This window comes from Streptomyces sp. NPDC007875, assembly GCF_042868035.1.
Classification (GTDB): domain Bacteria; phylum Actinomycetota; class Actinomycetes; order Streptomycetales; family Streptomycetaceae; genus Streptomyces; species Streptomyces antimycoticus.
Genome location: NZ_JBIADZ010000004.1, coordinates 402,821 through 428,348 on the forward strand (window position 1 = coordinate 402,821; position 25,528 = coordinate 428,348).

General features: G+C 72.8%; 20 protein-coding genes. 14 read left to right on the forward strand and 6 right to left on the reverse strand.

Annotated elements, in window-relative coordinates:
- Window positions 1-104: 104 nt before the first annotated feature.
- Window positions 105-1,058, reverse strand: a complete 954-nt coding sequence (locus tag ACFYOY_RS11170; RefSeq protein ID WP_388586135.1) for an adenosylcobinamide-GDP ribazoletransferase — start codon at window positions 1,056-1,058, stop codon at window positions 105-107.
- Between the two features lie 236 nt (window positions 1,059-1,294).
- Here ACFYOY_RS11170 and ACFYOY_RS11175 point away from each other — a divergent pair, with 236 nt between their 5' ends.
- The 6 genes from ACFYOY_RS11175 to ACFYOY_RS11200 all read left to right on the forward strand — a co-directional run bounded on the left by ACFYOY_RS11175 (window position 1,295) and on the right by ACFYOY_RS11200 (window position 11,403).
- The gene (locus ACFYOY_RS11175; RefSeq protein ID WP_351905253.1) at window positions 1,295-2,845 is read left to right on the forward strand and encodes a leucyl aminopeptidase; all 1,551 of its coding nucleotides are present in this window, start codon (window positions 1,295-1,297) and stop codon (window positions 2,843-2,845) included.
- Between the two features lie 316 nt (window positions 2,846-3,161).
- Complete coding sequence (gene lpdA / locus ACFYOY_RS11180) at window positions 3,162-4,550, forward strand: dihydrolipoyl dehydrogenase (RefSeq protein ID WP_014060097.1); 1,389 nt, start codon at window positions 3,162-3,164, stop codon at window positions 4,548-4,550.
- A gap of 52 nt (window positions 4,551-4,602) precedes the next feature.
- Window positions 4,603-6,363, forward strand: a complete 1,761-nt coding sequence (gene sucB, locus ACFYOY_RS11185; RefSeq protein ID WP_351905249.1) for a 2-oxoglutarate dehydrogenase, E2 component, dihydrolipoamide succinyltransferase — start codon at window positions 4,603-4,605, stop codon at window positions 6,361-6,363.
- 124 nt (window positions 6,364-6,487) lie between these two features.
- A complete protein-coding gene (locus ACFYOY_RS11190) occupies window positions 6,488-7,111 on the forward strand; it encodes a GntR family transcriptional regulator (protein WP_351905246.1) in 624 nt (207 codons plus the stop codon).
- 92 nt (window positions 7,112-7,203) lie between these two features.
- Window positions 7,204-9,879 (forward strand): pyruvate dehydrogenase (acetyl-transferring), homodimeric type, encoded by a 2,676-nt coding sequence (gene aceE / locus ACFYOY_RS11195; RefSeq protein ID WP_351905243.1) that lies wholly within the window; start codon window positions 7,204-7,206, stop codon window positions 9,877-9,879.
- Window positions 9,880-10,437: 558 nt separating this feature from the next.
- Window positions 10,438-11,403 carry a YafY family protein gene (locus ACFYOY_RS11200; RefSeq protein ID WP_351899395.1) on the forward strand — a complete coding sequence of 322 codons (966 nt, stop codon included), beginning with the start codon at window positions 10,438-10,440 and terminating at the stop codon, window positions 11,401-11,403.
- A gap of 33 nt (window positions 11,404-11,436) precedes the next feature.
- Here the strand turns inward: ACFYOY_RS11200 and ACFYOY_RS11205 are convergent, their stop codons facing one another.
- Window positions 11,437-12,363 (reverse strand): SDR family oxidoreductase, encoded by a 927-nt coding sequence (locus ACFYOY_RS11205; RefSeq protein ID WP_388586142.1) that lies wholly within the window; start codon window positions 12,361-12,363, stop codon window positions 11,437-11,439.
- 195 nt (window positions 12,364-12,558) lie between these two features.
- Between ACFYOY_RS11205 and ACFYOY_RS11210 the strand changes: the two genes are divergently transcribed.
- Window positions 12,559-13,080 (forward strand): DUF4240 domain-containing protein, encoded by a 522-nt coding sequence (locus tag ACFYOY_RS11210; protein ID WP_351899384.1) that lies wholly within the window; start codon window positions 12,559-12,561, stop codon window positions 13,078-13,080.
- Between the two features lie 54 nt (window positions 13,081-13,134).
- Here the strand turns inward: ACFYOY_RS11210 and ACFYOY_RS11215 are convergent, their stop codons facing one another.
- Window positions 13,135-13,665: a GNAT family N-acetyltransferase gene (locus tag ACFYOY_RS11215; RefSeq protein ID WP_388586145.1), complete on the reverse strand. Its 531-nt coding sequence runs from the start codon at window positions 13,663-13,665 to the stop codon at window positions 13,135-13,137.
- A gap of 167 nt (window positions 13,666-13,832) precedes the next feature.
- Between ACFYOY_RS11215 and ACFYOY_RS11220 the strand changes: the two genes are divergently transcribed.
- On the forward strand, window positions 13,833-14,732 hold the full coding sequence (locus ACFYOY_RS11220) for a TIGR01777 family oxidoreductase (RefSeq protein WP_351899373.1): 900 nt from the start codon (window positions 13,833-13,835) through the stop codon (window positions 14,730-14,732).
- 227 nt (window positions 14,733-14,959) lie between these two features.
- Window positions 14,960-16,306, forward strand: a complete 1,347-nt coding sequence (locus ACFYOY_RS11225) for an NAD(P)/FAD-dependent oxidoreductase (RefSeq protein ID WP_351899367.1) — start codon at window positions 14,960-14,962, stop codon at window positions 16,304-16,306.
- 285 nt (window positions 16,307-16,591) lie between these two features.
- On the opposite strand, the gene ACFYOY_RS11230 is transcribed toward ACFYOY_RS11225, so the two are convergent.
- Complete coding sequence (locus tag ACFYOY_RS11230; protein ID WP_351899362.1) at window positions 16,592-18,034, reverse strand: MFS transporter; 1,443 nt, start codon at window positions 18,032-18,034, stop codon at window positions 16,592-16,594.
- Window positions 18,035-18,764: 730 nt separating this feature from the next.
- On the opposite strand from ACFYOY_RS11230, the gene ACFYOY_RS11235 reads away from it, so the two are divergent.
- Window positions 18,765-19,526 carry a helix-turn-helix domain-containing protein gene (locus ACFYOY_RS11235; protein WP_351899359.1) on the forward strand — a complete coding sequence of 254 codons (762 nt, stop codon included), beginning with the start codon at window positions 18,765-18,767 and terminating at the stop codon, window positions 19,524-19,526.
- Window positions 19,527-19,880: 354 nt separating this feature from the next.
- Here the strand turns inward: ACFYOY_RS11235 and ACFYOY_RS11240 are convergent, their stop codons facing one another.
- Window positions 19,881-21,563, reverse strand: coding sequence for a regulator (locus tag ACFYOY_RS11240; protein WP_388586149.1), 1,683 nt, complete (start codon window positions 21,561-21,563; stop codon window positions 19,881-19,883).
- A gap of 204 nt (window positions 21,564-21,767) precedes the next feature.
- Between ACFYOY_RS11240 and lipB the strand changes: the two genes are divergently transcribed.
- The 4 genes from lipB (at window position 21,768) to ACFYOY_RS11260 (ending at window position 24,924) form a co-directional block, all read left to right on the forward strand.
- Window positions 21,768-22,592: a lipoyl(octanoyl) transferase LipB gene (gene lipB, locus ACFYOY_RS11245; RefSeq protein ID WP_351899347.1), complete on the forward strand. Its 825-nt coding sequence runs from the start codon at window positions 21,768-21,770 to the stop codon at window positions 22,590-22,592.
- Between the two features lie 247 nt (window positions 22,593-22,839).
- Window positions 22,840-23,790, forward strand: coding sequence for a lipoyl synthase (gene lipA, locus ACFYOY_RS11250; protein WP_161561581.1), 951 nt, complete (start codon window positions 22,840-22,842; stop codon window positions 23,788-23,790).
- Window positions 23,791-24,035: 245 nt separating this feature from the next.
- Complete coding sequence (locus ACFYOY_RS11255; RefSeq protein WP_216343983.1) at window positions 24,036-24,233, forward strand: hypothetical protein; 198 nt, start codon at window positions 24,036-24,038, stop codon at window positions 24,231-24,233.
- Between the two features lie 10 nt (window positions 24,234-24,243).
- Window positions 24,244-24,924: a DUF4191 domain-containing protein gene (locus tag ACFYOY_RS11260; protein WP_078641007.1), complete on the forward strand. Its 681-nt coding sequence runs from the start codon at window positions 24,244-24,246 to the stop codon at window positions 24,922-24,924.
- 135 nt (window positions 24,925-25,059) lie between these two features.
- Here the strand turns inward: ACFYOY_RS11260 and ACFYOY_RS11265 are convergent, their stop codons facing one another.
- Window positions 25,060-25,527, reverse strand: coding sequence for an RDD family protein (locus ACFYOY_RS11265; RefSeq protein ID WP_078641008.1), 468 nt, complete (start codon window positions 25,525-25,527; stop codon window positions 25,060-25,062).
- Window position 25,528: the final 1 nt, after the last annotated feature.

Below are 25,528 nucleotides of genomic sequence, written 5' to 3' on the forward strand. Positions count from 1 at the left end.
CGGGGTCTGGGGCAGAGCCCCGGTTACGGGAAGGGGCGGGGAGGGGAGGGGAACAGCCCGCCGCAGGCGTCACGAACCGTCGGGCATCCCCTACGCGCAGGGCCCTACCCGAAGGTCAGGACCACCAGCGCCATCGTGGCGGCCGTCTCCGCGAGCGCGCCGAAGACATCGCCGGTCACCCCGTCGAGCCGGCGGCGGCAGTGGTGCAGGAGGAGTTCGGCGGCCGCCAGTGCGGCCAGGGCGGCGAAGGCGTGCCGGACGACCGCGTACGGGCCGAAGGGGATGGCCACCACCGCACAGCCGACCACCACCACCGCCGCCACCACACCTGCGGAACGCCACGCCACCGTGCCCGCGACCGCCGCGCCCAGCCCTTCCGGCCGCGCCGCCGGAACGCCCACGCGGGCCGCGAGCGTCAGGGCGCAGCGCGCGGCGACACCGGCCACGGCCGCCCCGACCGCGCCGTGCGCCCAGCTCTGCCCGTAGAGCTGGGCCAGGGCCGCCACTTGGCCGAGCAGGACGAACAGCAGCGTGATCACGCCGAACGGCCCGATGTCCGACCGCTTCATGATGCGCAGCGCGTCCTCGGCGGGTTTGCCGCTGCCGAGCCCGTCCGCGGTGTCGGCGAGCCCGTCGAGATGGAGGCCGCGGGTCAGTACGGCGGGTATCGCGGCGGTGGCGACGGCTGCCAACAGCGCCCCACCGCCCAGGAACAGCAACACCCCACCCACCGCGGCCGCGCACAGCCCCACGGTCAGCCCGGCCAACGGAGCGCACAGCATCCCCGTGTGCGCGGCCTCCCGGCCCCACCGTGTGCCCCGTACGGGCAGCACCGTAAGCGTGCCGAAGGCGAAGCGGATCCCGTCGGCCCAGGGGGCACGCGGAGCGTGCGCGGGCGGCGGATCGTAGGCGGGCCGCGGCGGATGCTCCGGCCGGTCAGGGTGCTCCGACTCCTCGGAGGGCTCGGAGTTTTCCGCGTTCTGGGGCTCGGCCCCGGCTTCCGGCGAGTGTGCGGACGGCTGCGACTGCGGCTGCGGCGGCTCCGGCGTGGTGTCCATCGCGCGGAAGGCTATCCCGGCCACCCCCATCCGGTAAGCCCGAGGGCACACCCCTGTTGGGCCAAGCCGCAGGGTGTCGTGGCGCATTCGGGCCGTTGGGTCTTCCCGCGGGGGCACCTCCCAGCGGTAGCTGGGGGAGAACCGAGCCCTAAATAGGGCCTAGGCATACGATGCGGAGGGGCGCGGCCTACAACCCATATCGGCCGACGAACTATCGGAAGAGGGACCCGACCACTGTGACTGCTCTGACTCTCAGCACCTCGTCCGCCGCGGCACTGCGCGCGGACGCCGTCGTCGTCGGCGTGGCGAAGGGGGCCAAGGGCCCCGTCGTCGCCGCCGGCGCCGAGGCCGTGGACAAGGCGTTCGGCGGAAAGCTGGCCGCCGTTCTGGAGACGCTCGGCGCGACCGGCGCCGAGGGCGAGGTGACCAAGCTGCCCGCCGCGTCCGGCCTCAAGGCCCCAGTCGTGCTGGCGGTCGGGCTGGGCGACATCCCGGCCAAGGGCGACGGCTATGACGCCGAGACGCTGCGCCGGGCCGCGGGGGCGGCCGCCCGCGCGCTGTCCGGTTCGAAGAAGGGCGCGTTCGCGCTGCCGATCGAGGACGTGGCGGGCGCCGGCGCCGTGGCCGAGGGCGCGCTGCTCGGGGCGTACACGTACGACAAGGGCAACGGCAACGGCGGCAGCGCCAAGAACGCCAAGAACGCCAAGGACACCGACAAGAAGAACAACGGCCCGCTCGCCGAGGTCGCCCTCGTCGGCGGCAAGCCGCGTGACAAGGCGTACAAGGCGGCCGCCGAGCGCGCCACCGCCCTGGTCGAGGAGATCAACCGCGCCCGCGACCTGATCAACACCCCGTCCAACCTCCTCAACCCGGCCGACTTCGCGGCCGAGGCGGTCGCGGCCGCGAAGGAGCACGGCCTCAAGACCGAGGTGCTGGACGAGAAGGCGCTCAAGAAGGGCGGGTACGGCGGCATCCTCGGCGTGGGCCAGGGCTCGGAGGCCCCGCCGCGGCTGGTGCGGATCGCGTACACCCACCCCAAGGCGGAGAAGACGCTCGCCCTGGTCGGCAAGGGCATCACCTACGACTCGGGCGGTATCTCCCTCAAGCCGGCCGGTCACAACGAGACGATGAAGTGCGACATGAGCGGTGCCGCCGCCGTGTTCGCCACCGTCGTCGCCGCCGCCAGGCTGGGCCTGCGGGTCAACCTCACGGGCTGGCTGGCGCTGGCCGAGAACATGCCGTCGGGTTCGGCCACCCGCCCCGGCGATGTGCTGTCGATGTACGGCGGCAAGACCGTCGAGGTGCTGAACACCGACGCCGAGGGCCGGCTGGTGCTCGCCGACGCGATCACCCGCGCCGGTGAGGAGAAGCCGGACGCGATCGTGGACGTGGCGACGCTGACCGGTGCGATGGTTCTCGCGCTGGGCAACCGCACGTTCGGGATCATGACGAACGACGAGGCGTTCCGCACCTCGCTGCACGAGATCGCGGAGGAGGCCGGTGAGCAGTCCTGGCCGATGCCGCTGCCCACGCACCTGCGCAAGGGCATCGACTCCCCGGTCGCCGATCTGGCGAACATGGGTGAGCGCATGGGTGGCGGTCTGGTGGCCGGCATCTTCCTGAAGGAGTTCGTGGCGGACGGGATCACCTGGGGCCACCTGGACATCGCGGGTCCGGCCTTCAACGAGTCCGGTCCGTTCGGCTACACCCCCAAGGGCGGCACGGGCGCCGCGGTCCGCACCCTGGTGCGGCTGGCCGAGCGCGCCGCCGACGGCGATCTCGGCTGAGCCGAGCGCAACGCAGCGGCGCCCCGCGACAACGCATCGCGACCGCCGGGCCATAGGCCGAAAGTCCCGTCGATTTCGCCCTCAACGAAATCGACGGGGCACCGCGTTCCGGATACGCAGGAGTAACCCCTGAACTGGGGTCTGGAGATTTCTCACACAGCGGCCCCGCGTCCCGTCTCCTTCCAACAAGTGCGAAGATGTTGTCCCGGCAGGACAGGGCCCCCGACACCAGGGCCGACGTAAGAAGCGGCCGAACACACGCCGCCGCCCGGCCGACCAAGGCCGGCCCCGGCGCACCATGCATGGAGGACGTGACGTGGCGAACGACGCCAGCACCGTTTTCGACCTAGTGATCCTCGGAGGCGGTAGCGGCGGTTACGCCGCTGCCCTGCGCGCGGCGCAGCTGGGTCTGGACGTCGCCCTGATCGAGAAGGACAAGCTGGGCGGCACCTGTCTGCACCGTGGCTGCATCCCCACCAAGGCGCTGCTGCACGCCGGTGAGCTCGCCGACCAGGCCCGTGAGGGCTCGGAATTCGGCGTGAAGACCACCTTCGAGGGCATCGACATCGAGGGTGTGCACAAGTACAAGGACGGCGTGGTCTCGGGCCTGTACAAGGGTCTGCAGGGCCTGATCGCCTCCCGCAAGGTCACCTATGTGACGGGTGAGGGCCGGCTGTCCTCCCCGACCTCTGTCGATGTGAACGGTGAGCGTTACACCGGCCGCCACATCCTGCTGGCCACCGGTTCGGTGCCCAAGTCCCTCCCCGGCCTGGAGATCGACGGCAACCGGGTCATCTCCTCCGATCACGCGCTGGTGCTGGACCGCGTGCCGAAGTCCGCGGTCGTGCTGGGCGGCGGCGTCATCGGCGTCGAGTTCGCCTCCGCGTGGAAGTCCTTCGGGGCCGACATCACCATCGTCGAGGCGCTTCCCCACCTCGTCCCGGTCGAGGACGAGAGCAGCTCCAAGCTGCTGGAGCGCGCCTTCCGCAAGCGCGGCATCAACTTCTCCCTCGGCTCCCGCTTCTCCGGCGTCGAGTACACCGCCGACGGCGTCAAGGTCTCGCTGGAGAACGGCAAGACCTTCGAGGCCGAGCTGCTGCTGGTGGCCGTCGGCCGTGGCCCGGTCTCGCAGGGCCTGGGCTACGAGGAGGCCGGGGTCGCCATGGACCGCGGCTATGTCCTCGTCGACGAGTACATGCGGACCAACGTGCCGACCATCTCCGCCGTCGGCGACCTGGTCCCCACCCTCCAGCTGGCCCACGTCGGCTTCGCCGAGGGCATGCTGGTGGCCGAGCGGCTGGCGGGCCAGAACCCCGTTCCGATCGACTACGACGGCGTGCCGCGGGTGACCTACTGCCACCCCGAGGTCGCCTCCGTCGGCATCACCGAGGCCAAGGCCAAGGAGCTGTACGGTGCGGACAAGGTCGTCGCCCTGAAGTACAACCTCGCGGGCAACGGCAAGAGCAAGATCCTCAAGACCGCGGGCGAGATCAAGCTCGTGCAGGTACGGGACGGTGCCGTCGTCGGCGTCCACATGGTCGGTGACCGGATGGGCGAGCAGGTCGGCGAGGCTCAGCTGATCTACAACTGGGAGGCGCTGCCCGCCGAGGTCGCGCAGCTCGTCCACGCCCACCCCACTCAGAACGAGGCGCTCGGCGAGGCCCACCTGGCCCTGGCCGGCAAGCCGCTGCACTCCCACGACTGATCATCCCGAGCGCGAACCATCCGCAAAGATCGTTAAGGAGCAACCGAACACCATGGCGGTTTCCGTAACCCTGCCGGCGCTCGGCGAGAGCGTGACCGAGGGCACCGTCACCCGCTGGCTCAAGGCCGAAGGTGAGCGCGTCGAGGCCGACGAGCCCCTGCTCGAGGTGTCGACCGACAAGGTCGACACCGAGATCCCGGCCCCTTCGGCCGGTGTGCTGACGTCCATCAAGGTGGCCGAGGACGAGACGGTCGAGGTCGGCGCCGAGCTGGCCGTTATCGACGACGGCGGCGCGGCCCCGGCCGAGGCCCCCGCCCCCGCGGCCGAGCCCGCTCCGGCGGCTCAGCCCGAGCCCGCCCCGGCGCCCGCCGCCGAGGCACCTGCCCCCGCCCCTGCCGCCGCCGCTCCGGCCGGTGGCGCCGAGGGCACCGATGTGGTCCTGCCCGCGCTGGGCGAGTCGGTGACCGAGGGCACCGTGACCCGCTGGCTCAAGGAGGTCGGCGAGTCCGTCGAGGCCGATGAGCCGCTGCTCGAGGTCTCCACCGACAAGGTCGACACCGAGATCCCGGCCCCGGTCGCGGGCACCCTGCTGGAGATCCTGGTCGGCGAGGACGAGACCGCCGAGGTCGGCGCCAAGCTGGCCGTGATCGGTACGGCCAGTCAGGGGGCCGCCGCTCCGGCCGCCGCCCCCGCCCCGGCCGCCCCGGCCCCCGAGCCGGTCCAGGAGGCCCCGGCGCCCGCCCCGGCCCCGCAGGCCCCGAGCGCCCCCGCGCCGCAGGCCGTCACCCCGGAGCCGGTCGCCCCCGAGCCGGCCCCGGCCGCTCCGGCGCCCGCCCCGGCCCCGGCCGCGGCAGCCCCGTCGATCCCCGCTCCCGCGGCCCCCGAGGCCGAGGGCGCGTACGTCACCCCGCTGGTGCGCAAGCTGGCCGCCGAGAACAACGTGGACCTGTCCACCGTCAAGGGCACCGGCGTCGGCGGCCGCATCCGCAAGCAGGACGTCATCGCCGCCGCCGAGGCCGCCAAGGCCGCCGCCCAGGCTCAGGCCGCCCCGGCCGCCGCCGCGCCGAAGGCCGCCCCGCAGGCGGCGTCCCCGCTGCGTGGCCAGACCATCAAGATGCCGCGGATGCGCAAGGTCATCGGCGACAACATGATGAAGGCCCTGCACGAGCAGGCGCAGCTGACCAGCGTGGTCGAGGTGGATGTCACCAAGGTCATGCGGCTGCGCGCGCAGGCCAAGGACGCGTTCGCGCAGCGCGAGGGCGTCAAGCTCTCGCCGATGCCGTTCTTCGTGAAGGCCGCCGTCCAGGCGCTGAAGGCCCACCCGGCCGTCAACGCCCGGATCAACGACGACGGCACCATCACGTACTTCGACGTGGAGAACGTCGGTATCGCGGTGGACGCCGAGAAGGGCCTGATGACCCCGGTCATCAAGAACGCGGGCGACCTCAACATCGCCGGTATCGCCAAGAAGACGGCGGAGCTGGCGGGCAAGGTCCGCTCCAACAAGATCACCCCGGACGAGGTGTCCGGCGCCACCTTCACGATCAGCAACACCGGCTCGCGCGGCGCGCTGTTCGACACGATCATCGTGCCCCCGAACCAGGTCGCCATCCTGGGCATCGGCGCGACCGTCAAGCGCCCGGTGGTCATCGACCACCCGGAGCTGGGCGAGACCATCGCGGTGCGCAACATGACGTACGTGGCGCTCTCCTACGACCACCGCCTGGTGGACGGTGCCGACGCGGCCCGCTACCTGACGGCCGTCAAGGAGATCCTGGAGACCGGTGAGTTCGAGGTGGACCTCGGTCTCTGAGCCCTCCGAGGATCCCTCTGAGGCAGTGCCGCGCCCCGCACGGGTTTCCGTGCGGGGCGCGGTTTTCGTTACCGCAGTACCGGGATAATGGCTACTGTTCACCGCTGGTTCTAAGGAGCTCCCCATGGCCGCGCCCGTCGTCCACTCGCTGCGCGAGCAGATCCGCGAGCACATCGTGGAGGGCATCGTCAGCGGCCGCTGGAAGCCGGGCGAGCGGATCGTGGAGCGCAGGATCGCCACGGAGCTGGAGGTCAGCCAGACACCCGTACGGGAGGCGCTGCGGGAGCTGGAGTCGCTGCGGCTGATCGAGTCGGTTCCCAACAAGGGCGTCCGGGTGCGGAATCTGACCGCCTCCGACCTGGAGGAGATCTATCCGGTACGGGCCGGGCTGGAGCAGATCGCGGCGGAGCTGGCCGCGCCCGTGCTGGCCGAGGACACCTCCGCCCTGGAGCCCGAGGTGCGGGGGCTGTACGAGGCGGACCGTAAGGCCGACGCCGAGGCGCAGGTCCGGCACACCGTGGCGTTCCACCGGGAGCTGGTGCGGGCGTCGGGCAACAGCGTGCTGCTGCACACCTGGGAGTCGCTGGGCATCGAGATCTGGACGACGCTGTCGATCCGCTGGCTCGGCACCGTCCAGGAGTCGTACGCCGAGGAGCACCAGGCGGTGGTGGACGCCTTCAAGCGGCAGGACCCGAGGGTCGGCGAACTGGTCAAGGAACATGTCCTCGGCTGTGCACCGCGTGCCTAGTTTCGCGGCACGGAATGCCAATTTCGGCTTGTGGAGCACTTTTTCCTTGGCAGACCTTTGATCGATCATCGATCAGACTTACAGTCGGTTTCATGACCGATCTCGCACGCACGCGGCCGAGTGCGCTCGACCAGCTTCCCGACCGTGACCCCGAGGAGACCGCCGAATGGGGCGCCTCCCTGGACGCCGTCGCGCAGGCGGCCGGGTCACACCGCGCCTCGTATCTCATGCGCCGCACCCTGGAGCGCGCCGAGAGCACCGGGCTCGCCCTGCCGCCCCTGCTGGAGTCGGACTACGTCAACACCATCCCGACCGCCGCCGAGCCCGCGTTCCCGGGTGACGAGGCCATGGAGAGCCGCATCACCGCCTGGAACCGGTGGAACGCGGCGGCGATGGTCACCCGCGGCAGCCGTGACGGCCTCGGCGGTCACATCGCCACCTTCGCCTCCGCCGCCTGGCTCTACGAGACGGGCTTCCAGCACTTCTTCCGCGGCAAGGAGGCGGACGGCTCCGGCGACCAGCTCTACATCCAGGGCCACGCCTCCCCCGGCATCTACGCCCGCGCCTTCCTCGACGGGCGGCTGACCGAGCGCCACCTGGACCACTTCCGCCGCGAGGCGGGTGGTGAGGGTCTGCCGTCCTATCCGCATCCGCGGCGGATGCCGTCGCTGTGGGAGTTCCCCACCGTCTCGATGGGGATCGGCCCGATCTCCGCGATCTACCAGGCCCGCTTCAACCGCTATCTGGCGGCGCGCGGCATCAAGGACACCGCGAACTCCCACGTCTGGGCCTTCCTCGGCGACGGCGAGATGGACGAGCCGGAGTCGACGGCCGCGCTGGCGCTGGCCGGGCGCGAGGGCCTGGACAACCTCACCTTCGTCATCAACTGCAATCTGCAGCGGCTCGACGGCCCGGTGCGCGCCAACTTCAAGATCGTGCAGGAGCTGGAGGCCCAGTTCCGCGCGGCGGGCTGGAACGTCGTCAAGTCGCTGTGGGGCTCCGCCTGGGACGAGCTGTTCGCGCTGGACACCTCGGGTGCGCTGGTCCGCCGGCTGCGCGAGGTCCCGGACGGTCAGTTCCAGACGTACGCGACCCGCGACGCGGCCTACATCCGCGAGCACTTCTTCGGCGCCGAGCCGGAGCTGGCCCGGCTGGCCCAGGGGCTCACGGATGCCAAGCTCACCGAGTGTTTCCACACCTCGCGCGCGGGCCATGAGCCGCGCAAGGTGTACGCGGCCTACCGCGCGGCGGTGGAGCACAAGGGCGCCCCGACCGTGGTGCTCGCCCAGACCGTCAAGGGCTGGACGCTGGGCCCCGGCTTCGAGTCGCGCAACGCCAACCACCAGATGAAGAAGCTGACCGGCAAGGAGTTCCGCGCCATGCGGGACCTCCTCGAACTTCCCATCCCGGACAGCAAGCTGGACGACGGCCTCGTCCCCTACGTCCACCCCGGCCCCGACTCCCCCGAGGTCCGCTACCTCCAGGAGCGCCGCGCGGCCCTCGGCGGCCCCGCCCCGGCCCGCAAGGTCCACGCGGTGGCCCTGCCCGAGCCGTCCGCGAAGCCGTTCGAGGCGCTCGCCAAGGGCTCCGGCAGCCAGGAGATCGCCACCACCATGGCCTTCGTCCGGCTGGTCAAGGACCTGATGCGGGACAAGGAGACCGGGCGGCGCTGGGTGCCGATCGTGCCGGACGAGGCGCGGACCTTCGGCATGGAGTCGCTCTTCCCCACCGCCGGGATCTACTCCCCGCTCGGCCAGACCTACGACCCGGTCGACCGCGATCAGCTCCTGTACTACAAGGAAGCGCAGAACGGTCAGATCCTCAACGAGGGGATCACCGAGGCCGGTTCGATGGCCGACTTCACCGCCGCCGCGACGTCGTACGCGACCCACGGCGAGCCGATGATCCCCTTCTACATCTTCTACTCGATGTTCGGCTGGCAGCGCACCGCCGACCAGATGTGGGCGCTCGCCGACCAGCTCGGCCGCGGCTTCCTCATCGGCGCCACCGCCGGCCGTACGACGATGACCGGCGAGGGCCTGCAGCACGCCGACGGCCACTCCCCGCTGATCGCCTCCACCAACCCGGCGGCGCTCGCCTACGACCCGGCGTTCGCGTACGAGATCGGCGTGATCGTGCGGGAGGGTCTGCGGCGGATGTACGGCCCCGAGGCTGAGGACGTCTTCTACTACCTGACCGTCTACAACGAGACCAAGGTCCAGCCGCCGATGCCTAAGGGCGAAGGCGTCGAGGAGGGCATCCTCAAGGGCCTGTACCGCTACCAGGAGGCCACGGCCCCGGCCGAGGACTCCCCCCGTATCCAGCTCCTCGCCTCCGGCACCGCCATCCACTGGGCGTTGGAGGCCCAGAAACTCCTCGCCGACGACTGGGGCGTGGCCGCCGACGTGTGGTCCGCCACCTCCTGGAGCGAGCTGCGCCGTGACGCCCTGTCCTGTGACGCGGCGCAGCTCAGTGGCGAAGACCGGGTCCCGTACGTCACCCGTGCCCTGGCAGGCGCACCGGGCCCGGTCCTCGCCGTCAGCGACTGGATGCGCGCGGTCCCCGACCAGATCAGCCAGTGGGTCGAGCAGGACTGGTACTCGCTGGGCACGGACGGCTTCGGCCTCTCCGACACCCGCGAGGCCGCCCGCCGCCACTTCGGCGTGGACGCCCCGGCCATCGTGGTGGCCGCGCTCTCCCGGCTGGCCCGGCAGGGCGTAGTACGGACCACCGCGCCCAAGGAGGCCGCGGAGCGGTACGGCATCTGAGGCACACCGCCGGGGGGCCGGGGCCGCGGCCCCGGCCCCCCGGCGCGCGCCCGGCCGTTGCTCTTACGCGCCGGCGCGCCAGGAGTGTCCGACGGATGGTGACGCCTGCGGCGGGCCCGCTCTCCTCCCCGCCCCTTCCCTCAGCATCGATATGCGGCTCCGCCGCATGGTGGGGCTCCACCCCAGACCCCAGCCGGACAACCCGGAAGTGCGCGGACGCCCGCCCGGTCAGCCGCGCCGGCGTGCCGACCGCGATCAGTCCGCCGGTGCGGGCGTTCACGGCGGCGACGGTCGGCTCGTCGCCCCCGGGGTCCAGGGGCGGAGCCCCTGGTAAACACCAGCCGGCCCCTCCGGCGTTTGCGGAGCGGGGTCCAGCGGCGGAGCCCCGCCGGGGCCCGGGGGCGCGACGCCCCGCCTCCGAGCCGCCGCTGCCGGGCGGCATCCGGCCGACGGGCCGCGCGCAAGACCCGAGCCCCGCCCCCGGAGCGGCCGGGCGCGCTTCGGCCGCGAGCCCGGCATGATCCGCCGCCCGCCCAAAGGACACGGCATCATGAGGACGTGCGTGCTGCCCGGCTCATCAAGATGGTGCTTCTGCTCCAGGCTCGGCCCTCGATCACGGGGGCCGAGCTGGCGCGGGAGCTGGAGGTCTCCGAGCGCACCGTGACCCGGGACGCCGCCGCGCTCTCCGAGGCGGGGATCCCGGTCTACGCGGACCGGGGCCGGGCCGGGGGCTACCGGCTCATCGGCGGCTACCGCACCCGGCTGACCGGCCTCGGGCGGACCGAGGCCGAGGCGCTGTTCCTGTCCGGCGTCCCCTCCGCGCTGCGCGAGATGGGGCTCGCGGACGCCGCCTCCGCGGCCCGGCTGAAGGTGTCCGCCGCGCTGCTCCCGGAGCTGCGGGACGCCTCGCACACGGTGGCCCAGCGGTTCCATCTCGACGCCCCGGGCTGGTGGCGGGAGCCGGAGGCGCCGGAGCTGCTGCCGAGGATCGCCGACGCGGTCTGGGACGATCTGCGGATCACCGTCGGCTACCGGCGCCGGGACGCGGAGGTCCGGCGGGAGCTCGAACCGTACGGGCTCGTGCTCAAGGCGGGCGTCTGGTATCTCGCGGCCCGCGCGGAGGGCGGCTTCCGGGTGTACCGGGTGGACCGCTTCACGGCCGTCGAACCGGACGGCACCCACTTCACCCGGGACGAGGACTTCGACCTGCCCGGCTTCTGGGGAGAGCGGGCCGATCAGTTCGCCCGCTCGATCCTGCGGGAGAAGGCCGTCGTACGGCTGACCCCGGCCGGTGCCCGGGGGCTGCCGCATGTCACGGACCGGACGGCGGCCGAGGAGGCCGTACGCGAGGCCGGGGAGCCCGACGGGCAGGGGCGGGTCACCGTCACCCTGCCCGTCGAGTCGTACGAGGTCGCCCTCTCCCAGTTGCTCGGGCTCGGCCCGGAGGCGGAGGTGCTGGGGCCGCCGGAGCTGCGGGCGCTCTTCGCCGAGGCGGCGCGCCGCACGGCGGAGTTGTACCGGTGAGCGCCGGGCCCGGCCCCGGCAAGGCTCCGCGCTCTACCGGTAGTCGGCGGCCCTGCCCGCCTTGCCGCCGAAGACGACGTCCCGGAAGTAGCCGAGGGCATCCGGCCGGGAGCCGTCCCGATCGGTGAAGCCGTAGACCTTGGCCAGCTCCCCGCTGAAGACGGACTTCCCGTTCCACCGCGCCCGGTCCGGGTCGGCGGCGAGCGCGGCGACCGCCCGCCCGACGAAGTACGGCGACTCGGCGATGGCGAAGTGCGGTTCCTTCTCCACCGCGTCGCGCCAGTTCTCCTCCGTCACCCCGAAGTGGTCCAGCATCTGCTCGGAGCGCAGAAAGCCCGGCGAGATGCTCACCGCCGTGCCGTCGAACTCCTTCAGCTCCTCCGCGAGCCCGAAGGCCGTGCGGATCGGGGCGTTCTTGGCGAGGTCGTAGAAGAGGTTCTCGCGGTAGGTCTTGTTGAACTCCTCGTTGCCGTCGGTCACCTCGACCACCAGCCCGCCCGGGTGCCGGATCAGCAGCGGCAGCGCGTAGTAGCTGGTGATGAGGTGGGTCTCGACGCCGAGCCGGAGCATCCTCAGCCCGCCCGCGAGATTCGTCTCCCAGCTCTTCTTGCCGAACTCGATCAGCGCCTCACCGCCCCATACGTCGTTGACCAGGACGTCCAGCCGGCCCTGCTCCCGGTCGATCCGCTCCACCAGCGCCCGGACCTGCTCGGGCTCCAGATGGTCGGTCGGCACCGCGATGCCGGTGCCGCCCGCGGCCGTGATCAGCTCCGCCGTCTCCTCGATGGTCTCCGTGGCCCGCCCCACCTCGCTGATGCTCTCCCGTGTGGTGCGCCCCGTCGCGTAGACGGTGGCCCCGGCCGCCCCCAGCTCGACGGCCATCGCCCGGCCCGCGCCGCGCGTCGCCCCCGCGACGAGCGCGACCCTGCCCGCCAGTGCGCCCTGTGTGTTCACGTCCATATGTCCTCTCGGTGGGGATGCCGTGTGGGTGACCTCGTTCAACCCGGGTTGATCCGGTCGACCCAGGGCGACCTTCGCAGGGAAATCCGACACCTGCTGTCGGGTATGCCGAGGCGGCCGCATCCGGCGTGTTCCGCGTGCGGGGGTGCGTGGGAGGGCCGATCCTGGTCCCGTGATGATGGACGAGGTCCCGTGATGATGGACGAAACGGAGTTCTGGAGGCTGGTCGACAGCGCTCGGGAGGCCGCGGACGGCGACCCCGAGGACCAGTCCGACCTGCTCGTCGACCAGCTGTCACAACTCGACCCCGACGCGGTGCTGGACTTCGCCCGGCACTTCGAGGCCCGCTCCAACCGGGCGTACCGCTGGGACGTGTGGGGCGCCGCCTGGGTGCTGCTCGGCGGGGTCAGCGACGACGCCTTCGAGGCGTTCCGCTTCTGGCTGATCGGCCAGGGCCGGGAGATCTTCGAGGGCGCGCTGCACGATCCGGACGCGCTCGCCGAGCTGCTCGAGGACTTCGATGAGGAGGTGGACGGCGACTGCGAGGACCTGGGGTACGCGGCGGACGAGGCGTACGAGCGGCTGACCGGGGCGCCCCTGCCCGAGCTGGGGCTCTCCCCCGCGCCCCGGGAACCGATCGGGGAGCCCCTCGACTTCGAGAGCGAGGCGGTGCTGGCGGAGCGGTATCCCCGGCTGTGGGAGCGCTTCAAGGGCTGACGCCGACGCTCCGCGGCGCCCCAGCAGCGCCCCCGGCATCACTTGAGCAACGTCTCAGCGGTCCAGCGAGCGCCCCATCAGCACATCGTCCACGTACTCCCCAGCCAGCAGGAACTCCCCCGGCAGCACGCCTTCCACCGCGAACCCCTCCGACGCGTACAGCCGCCGTGCCGGGGTGTTGTGGCCCAGTACCCGCAGCGTGATGCGGGTCGCGCCCTGCCGCCGTGCCTCCTCGTACGCGGCGCCGAGCAGCGCCCGCGCCACGCCCTTGCCCCGCGTCTGCTCGTCCACCGCGAGCCCCTGGATCTGGCGGACATGCGCGTTGCAGGCCAGCGGGGTCGACGGCACGAGCCGTATGTAGCCGACGGGGCGTCCGCCGAGTTCGGCCACGAGGATGTGCTCGACGCGGTTGTGCTGGGTGAAGAAGGGGTCGTACGGCGGCTGCGGCTCCGGCTGTACGGAATGCAGCACCGACCAGGTGCGGCGGTCCAGCTCGGCCAGCGCCGTCTCGTCGTCGATCACGGCGGGGCGGGTGATCAGCTCGGGCTGCCGGGACGCCTGAGGTCGGCCGGACGCCTGAGGCAAGCCGGAAGGCTGAGGCGGGCCCGAAGGCTGGGGCAAGCCGGAGGGCTGGGGCGGGCCCGAAGGCTGGGACAAGCCGGAGGGCTGGGGCGGGCCGGAAGGCTGGGACATGCGAGTCACTGTGCCACGCCCGCCTGTGGTCCGACATCCCTCCCGTGATCGAGGGCAGGATGGGGGCCATGCGTATCGCGGTCACCGGCTCCTCAGGGCTCATCGGCACGGCACTCGTCCGCTCGTTGCACGAGGACGGCCACCAGGTGGTGCGCCTGGTGCGGCGTCCGCCGCGTGCGCAGGACGAGGTGGAGTGGGACCCGCGGCGGGAGCGGGTGGACACAAAGGGGCTGATGGGCTGTGAGGCCGTGGTCCATCTCGCGGGCGCCGGCGTCGGCGACCGGCGCTGGACCGACGCGTACAAGAAGGAGATCCGGGACAGCCGGGTGCTGGGCACCGCCGCTCTCGCCGAGGCGATCGCCTCGATGGACACCCCGCCGCGGGTACTGGTGAGCGGAAGCGCGGTCGGGTTCTACGGTGACACCGGGGAGCGCGCGGTCGATGAGAGTGCGCCCCCCGGCCACGGTTTTCTTCCGGATCTCTGCCAGGACTGGGAGGAGGCGGCGGCCGCGGCGCAAGAGGCGGGCGTCCGTACGGTCTTCGCCCGGACCGGGCTGGTGATCTCCTCCGAGGGCGGGGCGTGGGGGCGGCTCTTCCCGTTGTTCAAGCTGGGCCTCGGCGGGCGGATGGGCAGCGGCCGACAGTACTGGAGCTTTATCTCGCTGCGGGACCATATCGCCGCGCTGCGCCACATCCTCGACACGCCCGAGCTCACCGGCCCGGTCAACCTCACCGCGCCGACGCCGGTCACCAACCGCGAGATCACGGCGGCGATGGGCCGCGTGCTGCACCGCCCCACGCTCTTCACGGTCCCCGCACCCGCGCTGCGGATCGCCCTGGGCGAGATGTCCGGCGACGTCCTCGGCAGCGTCCGGGCCATCCCCCGCCGCCTCCTGGACTCCGGCTTCACCTTCACCCACCCGCATGTGGACGAGGCCATCAAGGCGGCGCTGCCGTAGGAGGGGTGGCGCCCCCTTGGCGCCCCTCGCACTCCCCCGGTCGCGCATCACTCGATGACGTGTGCGACCGGTGTGCGCCCGTGCCCGGTCGATGCGCGTCTGGCATCGGCCGTTTTTGTCCGTACTGTCAAGACCGTCTCGCGAGCCGTCACGCGGGACCCACGTATCCGGGCCGCCGGCCGGGGCAGCAGCCCCCGTGACGGACGCACCGACCTCGGGGAGGACACGTGCTCAAGCGCGCGCACCGCACGGACGTCGTCATCGTCGGCGCCGGGCTCGCGGGGCTGGCCGCGGCTCATCGGCTGACCGACGCGGGAGTGGCGGTCACGGTGCTCGAGGCCGCGCCCCACGTGGGCGGACGGATGACGACCGACACCGTCGACGGCTTCCGGCTGGACCGTACCGGTCACTTGATGAACACCTCCTTCCCGGAGTTGCGGCGCACTCCGGGGCTCGGCGCCCTCGCCCTGCGCCCCTTCGCCCAGGGAGTGCTGGTCCACAACGAGGGGCGTACGCACCGGGTGGACACCCCCCGGAGCATGAGGGGCGCATTCACCACGGCACGCGCCCTCGCCAACGCCGCCCGCGCGCCGCTCGGCAGCGGGCTCGACCAGGCCCGACTCGGTGCCGCGCTCGGCAGGCTCGCCGCCCTGCCCGCGGACCACCTGCTCGCCCGCCCCGACCGGCCGGTCTCCGAGACCCTGGGGGGGCGGGGCCTACCTGCTCGTACGGTCGAGGGGGTGCTGCGTCCGCTGCTCGTCTCGCTGCTGAGCGACCCGGACCTCACCACCTCCAGCCGCTGCGCCGACCTCGCGCTGCGCGGCTACGCACGCGGCCGCCTCTGCCTTCCGGCGGGCGGCGCGTCCACCGTCCCCGAGCTGCTCGCGGCCGCGCTGCCGCCGGGGACGGTCCGTACGGGCGTCCGGGCCGTATCGGCCTCCACCACCGCCGTCGCCACCGCCGAACACGGCGAGATCGGCTGCCGTGCGGTGCTGGTGGCCACCGGTGCGCATGACGCGGCCGAACTCCTGCCCGGGCTGCGGGTACCGGCGTTCCATCCGGTGACCGTGATGCACCACACCGCCGACCGGCCGCCGCTGCGCGAGCCCGCGCTGATACTCGCCGCGGGCGGCCGGGGCCCGGTCGCCCACACCATGGTGGCCAGTGAGGTCGACCCCTCCCGCACCCCGCCCGGCCGGGTGCTGATCACCTCCACGGTGCTGGGCGTCTCCGCCGCGCTGCCGGCCAACGAGCTCGACCGGACCGTCAGGGCCCAACTGGCGGCGGTGTACGGCACGTCGACCGCGGGCTGGGAACTGCTGGCCGCACACCACGACCCGTACGCGGTCCCGGCCATGCCCGCCCCGCACGACCCACGCCGCCCGGTGCGGCTGTTGTCGGGCCTGTACGTCTGCGGCGACCACCGGGACTCCAGCACGGTCCAGGGCGCCCTGGCCTCCGGCCGCCGGGCCGCCCGAGCGGTCCTCAGCGACTTCGGCGCCCCACCGGACGCCGGATCCGACGCGAACGCCGGCAACACGGGCACCGGACCCTTCCCCGCGGCGGCGGCCTGAGCGGCGGCATGCGCGTCGGGGCAGGGCGGCTGAGGCTCAGGTCCGGTCACCCGACTCGCGGCCCGCGGCAACGGGCACCAGCCGCCACGACGACCTGACCCAGGACATCCTGTGGTGCTCGCCGGGGCTCGGACCCCGTACGGATGGCGGCCCGGGACAACCGGCACCCACCACCGCGGCTACCGCACGACCTGGGGCCGGGTCCGTCTCTCCCACGGCGCGGCGCTGACGAGCGCGTGCCGCTCGACGGCCCGCGCCTCGACGACCGCGCCCATGACGTACGCGTCAAGTGGCCTCGGTGGCAGAGGGGTTGGGCGCCGCGCGGGCGGCGGGCCCCGAGACCGCCGCCAGCAGCGCGCCTCCCAGGAAGCATCCGGCCGCGATCACGGCGGACAGCCGCATCCCGGCGTAGAAGGCGGAGCTCGCGGACGCCGCGGCGAGCGTCCCGAACAGCGCCACGCCGATGGCGCTGCCCAGCTGCCGCGCCGCGTTGAACGCACCCGACGCCGCGCCGCGCACCTCGTGCGGCGCGGCCTCCATCGCCGCGATCGTCGCCGACGGCATGGTGAACGAGGTACCGAACCCGACCAGCAACAGCGGCACGACCATCAGCGCATACGGCGTATGCGGCCCCACCGCCGCCCAGCCGAGCAGCCCCACCGCCCCGGTCAACAGCCCCGATACGGCCGGGACATGGGTCCCGACGCGCGCCGCGACCCGCCCGGACAGCGGTGAGGCGACCGCTACCAGCGCGCCCATCGGCAGCAGCGCCAGACCGGTGGAGAGCGGGTCCCAGCCCCGGTGGCGCTGGAAGTAGAGGGTGGTGAGGTAGAGCAGCCCGTAGAAGCCGAGGTTGAGCAGTACCCCCACGGCCAGGGCGGCCGGGAAGCGGAAACCGGTCAGCAGCCGCGGCGGCAGCGCGGGCGCCGCCGCGCGCCGCTCCAGCCACAGGAACAGCGCCCCCGCGAGCGGCGCGGCCGCCAGGGCGCCGAGCACCAGCGGATCGGTCCAGCCGCGCCCTCCCGCCTCGTTCAGCCCGGCCGTGAGGGCGGCCACCGCGACGACGCCGGTGAGCTGGGCGGCGAGATCCAGCGGCGGACGCTCCCCGCGCGGACGCGTGGCGGGCACATGACGGATGGTGAGCCAGACGGCGAGCACGCCCAGGGGGACGTTGACGAGGAACACGGTCCGCCAGCCCACGCCCCACACCAGCACCCCGCCGAGCACCGGACCGGCCGCGGCGGCGACCCCCGCGATGCCGCCCCACACCCCGAACGCCCTGGCGCGCGCGGCCGGTTCGGGGTGCAGCGCCCCGAGCAGCGCGAGCGAGGCGGGCACCATGGTCGCCGCCCCGGCCCCCTGCGCCAGCCGCGCGCCGACCAGAACGGCGGCGGTCGGCGCGAGCGCGCACCCGGCGGAGGCCACCGTGAACAGCCCGAGCCCGGCGAGGAACACCCGCCGGTGGCCCAGCCGGTCCCCCAGCCCGCCACAGAACAGCAGCAACCCGGCGAAGACCAGCGTGTACCCGTCCACGATCCACTGCAGCGTCCCCTGCCCGGCCGCCAGCCCGGAGCCGATGCGGGGCACGGCCACATTGACGACGGTGACGTCGAGGATGACCAGGAAGTACCCGAGGCAGATGGCCAGCAACGGCACCCGCCGCACGGCGGCCGCCACGGGCGGAGCCGAGGTTTCCGAGGTCCGATGCGTGGAGCGGTACGTCCTCATGCCTCCACCCTCGCCCCTGATCCCTTCGGCACAGACCGAAGCATGGCGCGCCCAGGAGCGCGCGGAACGGGGGCCACGAACCGCAGCGGACGCCCCCGGCCCGAAGCGAACCGCATCGGACGCCCCCGGCCCGAAGCACGCGGCGCAAGGCGCGCCCGGGCCGAGGCGTGACGCGCGCAGGGAATCGGGGCCACAGACCACATCGCACGGACCCAGCCCCGACCCGAAGCTCCTGCACCACCGGAGCACATGGCCTGCGGCCGGAGCCTCATATGGCGGAGCATCCCGCCCCAAGCACGCACTGCAAGGCAGCCGGGCCGAGGCGCGGCGCGCGTAGGGCGCACAGGGAACGGGGCGCAGCACGCCGGGCGCGGGCGGAGGGCACGGACCCACATCGCGCGGCCCCCGGCCTCTGGCCCCGCGCCCCGGCCTGCCGAGCCCGAAACACCGGCACGCCAGAGCACGGCCGCAGGCGCAGATTCACAGGGCCAGGCATCCAGCCCAAGCGCGCGGCGGCAAGGCGCACAGGCCAACGCACGCAGGCTGAGGCGCGGCACGCCCAGGACGGGCGAAGCGGGGGCCACATCGCGCGGCCCCGGCCCCCGGCCCCCAGCCCCGCCCGCGGGACACACCGCAAGGCACGCGCTGCGGGCCGTACCGCCGAAGGTTGGCACGGGCGCCCGCGCACACTTCGTCCGCTGCCGAAGCGACCCCGACGTACGCTGGACGCATGGCCACCACCACGGATGCCCGTGACGCCGACATCGCCCGCGCGGCCGCCGCGATCGCCGATCCGTCTCGCGCCCGCGTTCTGCAGGCGCTGTTGGAGGGTCGCGCCCTGCCCGCGAGCGTGCTGGCCACCGAGGCCGGGGTCAGCGCCTCCACGGTGAGCGGGCATCTGGCCAAGTTGCTGGAGGCCGGGGTGGTGCGGGTCGAGCCGCACGGGCGGCACCGCTACTACCGGCTGACCGGCCCCGCCGTCGGCGAGGCCCTCGAGGCGCTGGCCCGGATCGCCCCGCCGCTGCCGGTCACCTCGCTGCGCCAGAGCACCCACGCACACGCCCTGCGCCGGGCGCGTACCTGCTACGACCATGTCGCGGGCGCCCTCGGAGTGGCTCTGATGGCGGCACTGCTGGACCGCGGGGTCCTGGAGGGCGGCGACGGACGCTTCCACCCCGAGGCGACGGAGAGCGACCGGCTCTCCGCCCCCGGCAACGACGCCACGTACCGGCTGACGGACCCGGGGCGCGCGGAGCTGGCGGCGTTCGGCGTGGACGCGGACGGGCTTCCCACGCGCCGCCCGCTGATTCGCTACTGCGTGGACTGGACCGAGCAGCGCCACCATCTGGCCGGGGCGCTGGGGGCCGCTCTGACGGACCGGCTGTTCGCGCTGGACTGGATCCGCCGTGGCAGCCGCCGCCGCGTGATCCACCCGACCGACGCGGGCCGCACCGGCCTGGAGCGCACCTTCGGCGTCGTCGTGGACGCCTGACCCACCCCACCCGGTGCCCTGACCACGACCACATCCAGTCCTGACCGCGCCCGGCCCTGGGCACACCCGTCGTGGACGTAACCGCGTCCGCCCCGGGCACCGGTCCTGGGCGTCTGGCCCCGTCCGGCCCGGGCACCGTCCTGGACGCCTGCCCCGTCCGCCCCAGGCACCCCTCCTGGACACCTGACCACACCCGCCCCGGGGCACCGTACGCGCGCCCCGCCGCCTGATCAGCGACCACCCCGCCCCGCGCCCGCGCCTGATCAGCCACCCTCCCGCCCTGCGCCCCGCGCCCCCGCCGCCTGATCAGTCACCGTCCCGCCCCCGCGCCCCACACCCCGCGCACCCCCGCCGCTACCCCAGCGCCGCCACCCGCTCCCGGTAGCCCCGGGCCGGGGCCGCGTCCCGGTAGGGCTCCAGGCGGCGCTCGAAGTCCCGTACGTACTCCACCGCCCGCACCGACCGCATCTCCGAAGCCTGCTGCGCCGCCTCCGCCGCCAGCTGGCACGCCTGTTCCAGCTCGCCGAGGCCCAGCCGCGCGCTCGCCAGCACCACCCGGCAGAACAACCGACTGCGCGCGAACCCGGCGCCGTGCAGTTGCAGGGAGCGTTCCGCGTGCTGGGCGGCGGCCCGGTACTGCTGCAGATCGCGGTGGCAGTGGCCGAACTCGTCGGCCAGCTGCGCCTCGTCGAAGAGCCTCGCCCAGTACGGCACTTCGTCCCCCGGCCGGGCCGTCTCCAGCGCCCGCTCGGCGCGGGCGAGCGAGGCGGTGCACGCACGCACCTCGCCCAGGACGCCGTGGCCGCGCGCCTCGATCGCGTGCAGCAGCGACTGCAGCACCGGCGGGGCGCCGCCGCCGACCCCCTGCTGGGCCACCCGGGCCAGCTGCACGGCCTCCCGCCCATGGCCGAGATAGACGGCCTGGCGGCTCATCGTCACCAGCACATAGCTGCCGTAGGTGCGGTCCCCGGCCGCCTGTGCCAGCCGTAGCGCCTGGACGAAGTAGCGCTGCGCCAGACCGTGGGCGGCGATGTCGAACGAGGTCCATCCGGCCAGCCGGGTCAGATCGGCGACCGCGCCGAACAGCCGCCGCCCGGTCGCCTCGTTGTACGAGCCGCGCAGCATCGGCTCGCCCTCGTGCTCGAGATAGCGCACCAGGGCCTGGCGGGCGTGGCCGCCGCCGTACGTCTGGTCCAGCGCCGCGAACAGCTCGCCGACCGAGCGCAGGGCCGCGATGTCGCCGGAGGTCACCCGGTAGCCCGGTGCGCGCCGGTCGCGGTCGTGCCGACGCTGGCGGGGCAGCGGCGCCCGACCTTGGGCGCCGTGAGCACCATGGGCGCCGTGAGCGCCGTGAGCGCCGTGAGCGCCGTGGGCGCCATGGGCGCCATGGGCGCCATGGGCACTGTGCGCGCCCTGGATGGCCGCACGCCCCGGTGCCACCCCGGCCGCCCCGGCCGGGCCACCCGCCCGGCCGCCCTGCGCGGGCAGCCGCGCGGCCGCGGCCCCCGCCCCGGTACCGGCCCCGGGCCCCGTCCCGGCTCCCACGGCCGCCCCCGCCGGGACGCCGCCCGTCGGTGGCTCACCGCGCGCCACCCTGTCGTCGGGCCGCCCGATCAGCCAGTCGCGGCTGGGGACGACCAGCCCCGCCGGGGTGAAGGCGATCTTCCGCAACTCCGCATGGCTTCCGGAGTCCTTCCGCCACAGCCCGCTGACGATGTCCACCGCCTCCTGCGGGGTGGCGGCGAACTCCAGCCCCGCGTAGACGGGCGCACAGGCGTCCAGGCCCAGGTCCTGGGCGGTCAGCCGACGCCCTAACCGCCGGGTGAACACCTCGGCGATCAGCGCCGGGGTGGTGCCGCGTGGCTGCTGTCCGCGCAGCCACCGCGTCACCGATGTCTTGTCGTACCGCAAGTCCAGACCGTGCTCCAGCCCTAGCTGGTCCACCCGCCGGGCGAGCCCAGCGTTGGAGAAGCCAGCCTCGGCGATGAGCGCGGCGAGCTGACGATTGGGAATGCGCTGCGGGGGTCGTTCCGTCATCAGCTTGCCGGTCTCCCTGATCGCTCTGTGGAACGGCGCGAATGTAACCGTCGCTCGAGGGCTGATCGCGGCCGTCGGGCGGCATTCATCCGATCGTGTGAGAACGGGCCGGGTGAGGACGTAAGGGGACACGGTCGTACAGTGGCGGGGGCGCCGCCGCGAGGCTCCGCCCCCAATCGCACGTGGGCCGAGAAGGAGCTTGCCGTGACCGCCGTGACCACTGCTTCGCCGGGGTCGGTCCCCGGTTCACCGGCGCTGCGCTACGTCCACCTGGGCTTCGGCGCGGACGCCGTGGACTACGAGGAGGCGTGGCAGGAGCAGCGCCGGGTGCACGCCGCCCGCTTCGCGGACGAGATCCCCGACACCTGCCTGCTGCTGGAGCACCCCCCGGTCTACACGGCGGGCCGGCGCACGGCCGACAGCGAGCGCCCCCTGGACGGCACCCCGGTGGTGGACGTGGACCGCGGCGGCAAGATCACCTGGCATGGCCCGGGTCAGCTGGTCGGCTATCCGATCCTCAAGCTGCCGCGCCCGGTGGACGTCATCGCGCATGTCCGCCGCCTGGAGGAGGCGCTGCTGCGCACCTGCGCGGAGTTCGGCGTGGAGACGACCCGGGTGGAGGGCCGCAGCGGGGTGTGGGTGCTGGGCGACCCGGTGGACCAGCGCCCCGCGCTCGGCGGACTGAAGCTGGACTTCGACCCGCGGCTGGAGGACGAGGAGTTCGACGCACGGCTGAACGGCCCGGAGTACGCCCCGTCCAACGCCGGACAGCGCCGTGAGGACCGCAAGCTGGCCGCCATCGGGGTGCGGATCGCCAAGGGCGTGACGATGCACGGCTTCTCGCTCAACTGCAATCCGGACAACACCTGGTTCGACCGGATCGTGCCGTGCGGTATCCGGGACGCGGGTGTGACCTCGCTCTCGGAGGAGCTGGGCCGGGATGTGCCGATCTCCGAGGTGCTGCCGGTCGTCGAGCGGCATCTGCGGGACGTCCTGGAGTCCTCCGTCCCGCTGCCGCGGGCGGTCTGACCCTCCCGGGCCGGGCCCCACCCGCCGGGGCCCACCGGCCGGGCCCTTCCGGGTCCGGCGCTCCGGCATTGCGGCCCTTCCGGGTCCGGCCCGTCCGGGAATGCGTCCTCGCCCCTATCGGTTGCCCTGGACGTAAATGCGTACGAACCACGGGCGTACTCTGGTGACCGCCGACGATTCGAAAGCCCGCCGGCAAACTCGCCACGCCGAGCCGCCAAGCAGAGCCAAGCAAAGAGGAGTGCCGGACGTGTCCGCAGTCGCACCCGACGGACGCAAGATGCTGCGCCTGGAGGTCCGGAACAGCCAGACCCCCATCGAGCGCAAGCCCGAGTGGATCAAGACCCGGGCGAAAATGGGCCCCGAGTACACCGAACTGCACGGCCTGGTGAAGCGCGAGGGCCTGCACACCGTGTGCCAGGAGGCGGGCTGTCCGAACATCTATGAGTGCTGGGAGGACCGCGAGGCGACGTTCCTCATCGGCGGCGACCAGTGCACCCGGCGCTGCGACTTCTGCCAGATCGACACCGGCAAGCCGCAGGAGCTGGACCGCGACGAGCCGCGCCGGGTGGCCGAATCCGTACGCACGATGGAGCTGAAGTACGCGACCATCACCGGTGTGGCCCGTGACGATCTGGAGGACGGCGGCGCGTGGCTCTACGCGGAGACCGTCCGCCAGATCCACTCCCTGATGCCGGACACCGGTGTGGAGCTGCTGATCCCGGACTTCAACGCGGTCCCCGAGCAGCTCGCCGAGGTCTTCTCGTCCCGTCCCGAGGTGCTCGCGCACAACGTCGAGACGGTGCCGCGGATCTTCAAGCGCATCCGCCCCGGCTTCCGCTACGAGCGCTCGCTCGAGGTGATCACCAAGGCGCGCGAGGCAGGTCTGGTCACCAAGTCCAACCTGATCCTGGGCATGGGCGAGGAGCGCGAGGAGATCAGCCAGGCGCTGCAGGACCTCCATGACGCGGGCTGTGAGCTGATCACCATCACCCAGTACCTGCGGCCGTCCGCCCGGCACCATCCGGTGGAGCGCTGGGTCAAGCCCCAGGAGTTCGTGGAGCTCAAGGAGGAGGCCGAGGAGATCGGCTACGCGGGCGTCATGTCCGGCCCGCTGGTCCGCTCCTCGTACCGGGCCGGTCGTCTGTACCAGCAGGCCATCGAGCGGCGCAATGTCGCCGCTGCCTCCCCGGCGGTCTGAGTCACCCTCTGTCACGTACCGTGCTCCGATCGGCCGTGTGAGCAACACGCTGTGTGATTGCGAGCACACACGTATCCGAAGCCTTTGAGAACGCCGCAGGTCAAGGGCGGAATACGGGTCGCAGCAGGGCTTCATCGGTGTTTGACCGGCCAGTCACGCACTGGTAACACCATTGGGTAACGATTGAGCCACGCACTGCTTATACGTTGTGCGTAGCGATCATCCGCCGCTTCCGAGGGGTATCCATGCCGGCTGCGCCCGTACGCCCGTCCGTCACCGACGCGCTCCTCGTCCTGGAGGGTCTGCTGCTGCGGGGCGGGCAGCGCACCGCCCGCCGCAACGCCTGGACGGCCGTGCTCGAGGACCGCCGTCGGGCCAAGGACCGGGACGAGGCCGAACACGTGCTGGAGGCCGTGTCCACCAGCGCCTCCCAGGCCACGTAAACTTCGCTGTATGGCGAGGAAGGAAACATCCGAGAACCCCGGGCGGCTGAAGCAGATCGCCCTGACCTACAAGATGACCAAGCGGGTCGACCCGAAGGTCACTCTTGTCGTCGCCGGCGTGGGGATTGTCACCTTCGGTGTCCTTCTCGCGATCGGCTTCCTGATCGGCCACCCGATCTTCGCTGGCATCCTGGGCTTCGTCCTGGCGTTCCTCGCGATGGCGATCATTTTCGGCCGCCGTGCCGAGCGGGCCGCCTTCGGACAGATGGAGGGCCAGCCGGGCGCGGCCGCCGCGGTGCTGGAGAACGTGGGCCGCGGCTGGTCGGTGACCCCCGCGGTGGCGATGAACCGCAACCAGGACGTCATCCACCGCGCGGTGGGCAAGGCGGGCGTCGTACTGGTCGCCGAGGGCAACCCGAACCGGCTCAAGGGCATGCTGGCCGCCGAGAAGAAGAAGATGGCGCGCATCGTCGCGGAGGTTCCGGTCCACGATGTGATCGTGGGCTCCGGCGAGGGCCAGGTCGAGATCAAGAAGCTCCGCACCACGCTGCTGAAGCTTCCGCGGGTGCTGCCGGGCGCACAGGTCACGGTGGTCAACGACCGCCTGCGCGCACTGGGCGACCTGATGAGCAACATGCCGATCCCGAAGGGGCCGATGCCCAAGGGGATGCGGATGCCGAAGGGGCGCTGAGCGCTCCCCGCACCGAAACGGATACGAGACGGCGGCCCGGACAGGGAGTCCGGGCCGCCGTCTCGTGTGTTACGCCGTTGTACGCAATCCGTACGGGTGGGATCCCGGGGCTCAGACCCTGATCTGCACGGCGCGTCAGACCCTGATCTGCACGGCGCGGGAGAGCCGGTCGTGCAGCCCGCGGGTGTCGCGGTCCCAGACCACCGCCGGGATGACCAGCACCACCAGCACACTGCGCAGCACGGCCTTCGGCAGGCTCAGCCGCACTCCGCCCTCGCCGATGACCCGCAGCTTCAGCAGCAGCTTGCCGGGGGTGGCGCCGACGGTGCCCACGGTGACCAGGCTCAGCACCAGGAAGACCAGCAGCGCCCAGTTTCCGGCGGCCTGGGCGTCGCGGCCGGACAGCAGGGCGTAGGAGACGAGCAGACACAGGGCCCAGTCGATGAAGAGCGCCCCGAAACGGCGTCCCAGCGGTGCTATGGCGCCCGGTCCGCTCTCGGGGAGCCCGAGCCCCTGGCCCCGGTAGCCGAAATCGACGCCCATGTCCTCGGCGGCCGCGCGGGGCCCGGAAAGCCACGATCCGATTGCTTGCCTCTTGTCCACC

Excerpts from the sequence above, each read along its gene's own strand:
- aceE (WP_351905243.1), top strand. The coding sequence starts at position 7,204 with ATGACCGATCTCGCACGCACGCGGCCGAGTGCGCTCGACCAGCTTCCC.
- ACFYOY_RS11240 (WP_388586149.1), bottom strand. The coding sequence starts at position 21,563 with ATGACGGAACGACCCCCGCAGCGCATTCCCAATCGTCAGCTCGCCGCG.
- ACFYOY_RS11210 (WP_351899384.1), top strand. The coding sequence starts at position 12,559 with ATGATGGACGAAACGGAGTTCTGGAGGCTGGTCGACAGCGCTCGGGAG.
- ACFYOY_RS11220 (WP_351899373.1), top strand. The coding sequence starts at position 13,833 with ATGGGGGCCATGCGTATCGCGGTCACCGGCTCCTCAGGGCTCATCGGC.
- ACFYOY_RS11205 (WP_388586142.1), bottom strand. The coding sequence starts at position 12,363 with ATGGACGTGAACACACAGGGCGCACTGGCGGGCAGGGTCGCGCTCGTC.
- ACFYOY_RS11230 (WP_351899362.1), bottom strand. The coding sequence starts at position 18,034 with ATGAGGACGTACCGCTCCACGCATCGGACCTCGGAAACCTCGGCTCCG.
- ACFYOY_RS11260 (WP_078641007.1), top strand. The coding sequence starts at position 24,244 with ATGGCGAGGAAGGAAACATCCGAGAACCCCGGGCGGCTGAAGCAGATC.
- sucB (WP_351905249.1), top strand. The coding sequence starts at position 4,603 with ATGGCGGTTTCCGTAACCCTGCCGGCGCTCGGCGAGAGCGTGACCGAG.
- ACFYOY_RS11255 (WP_216343983.1), top strand. The coding sequence starts at position 24,036 with ATGCCGGCTGCGCCCGTACGCCCGTCCGTCACCGACGCGCTCCTCGTC.
- ACFYOY_RS11170 (WP_388586135.1), bottom strand. The coding sequence starts at position 1,058 with ATGGACACCACGCCGGAGCCGCCGCAGCCGCAGTCGCAGCCGTCCGCA.
- ACFYOY_RS11235 (WP_351899359.1), top strand. The coding sequence starts at position 18,765 with ATGGCCACCACCACGGATGCCCGTGACGCCGACATCGCCCGCGCGGCC.
- ACFYOY_RS11190 (WP_351905246.1), top strand. The coding sequence starts at position 6,488 with ATGGCCGCGCCCGTCGTCCACTCGCTGCGCGAGCAGATCCGCGAGCAC.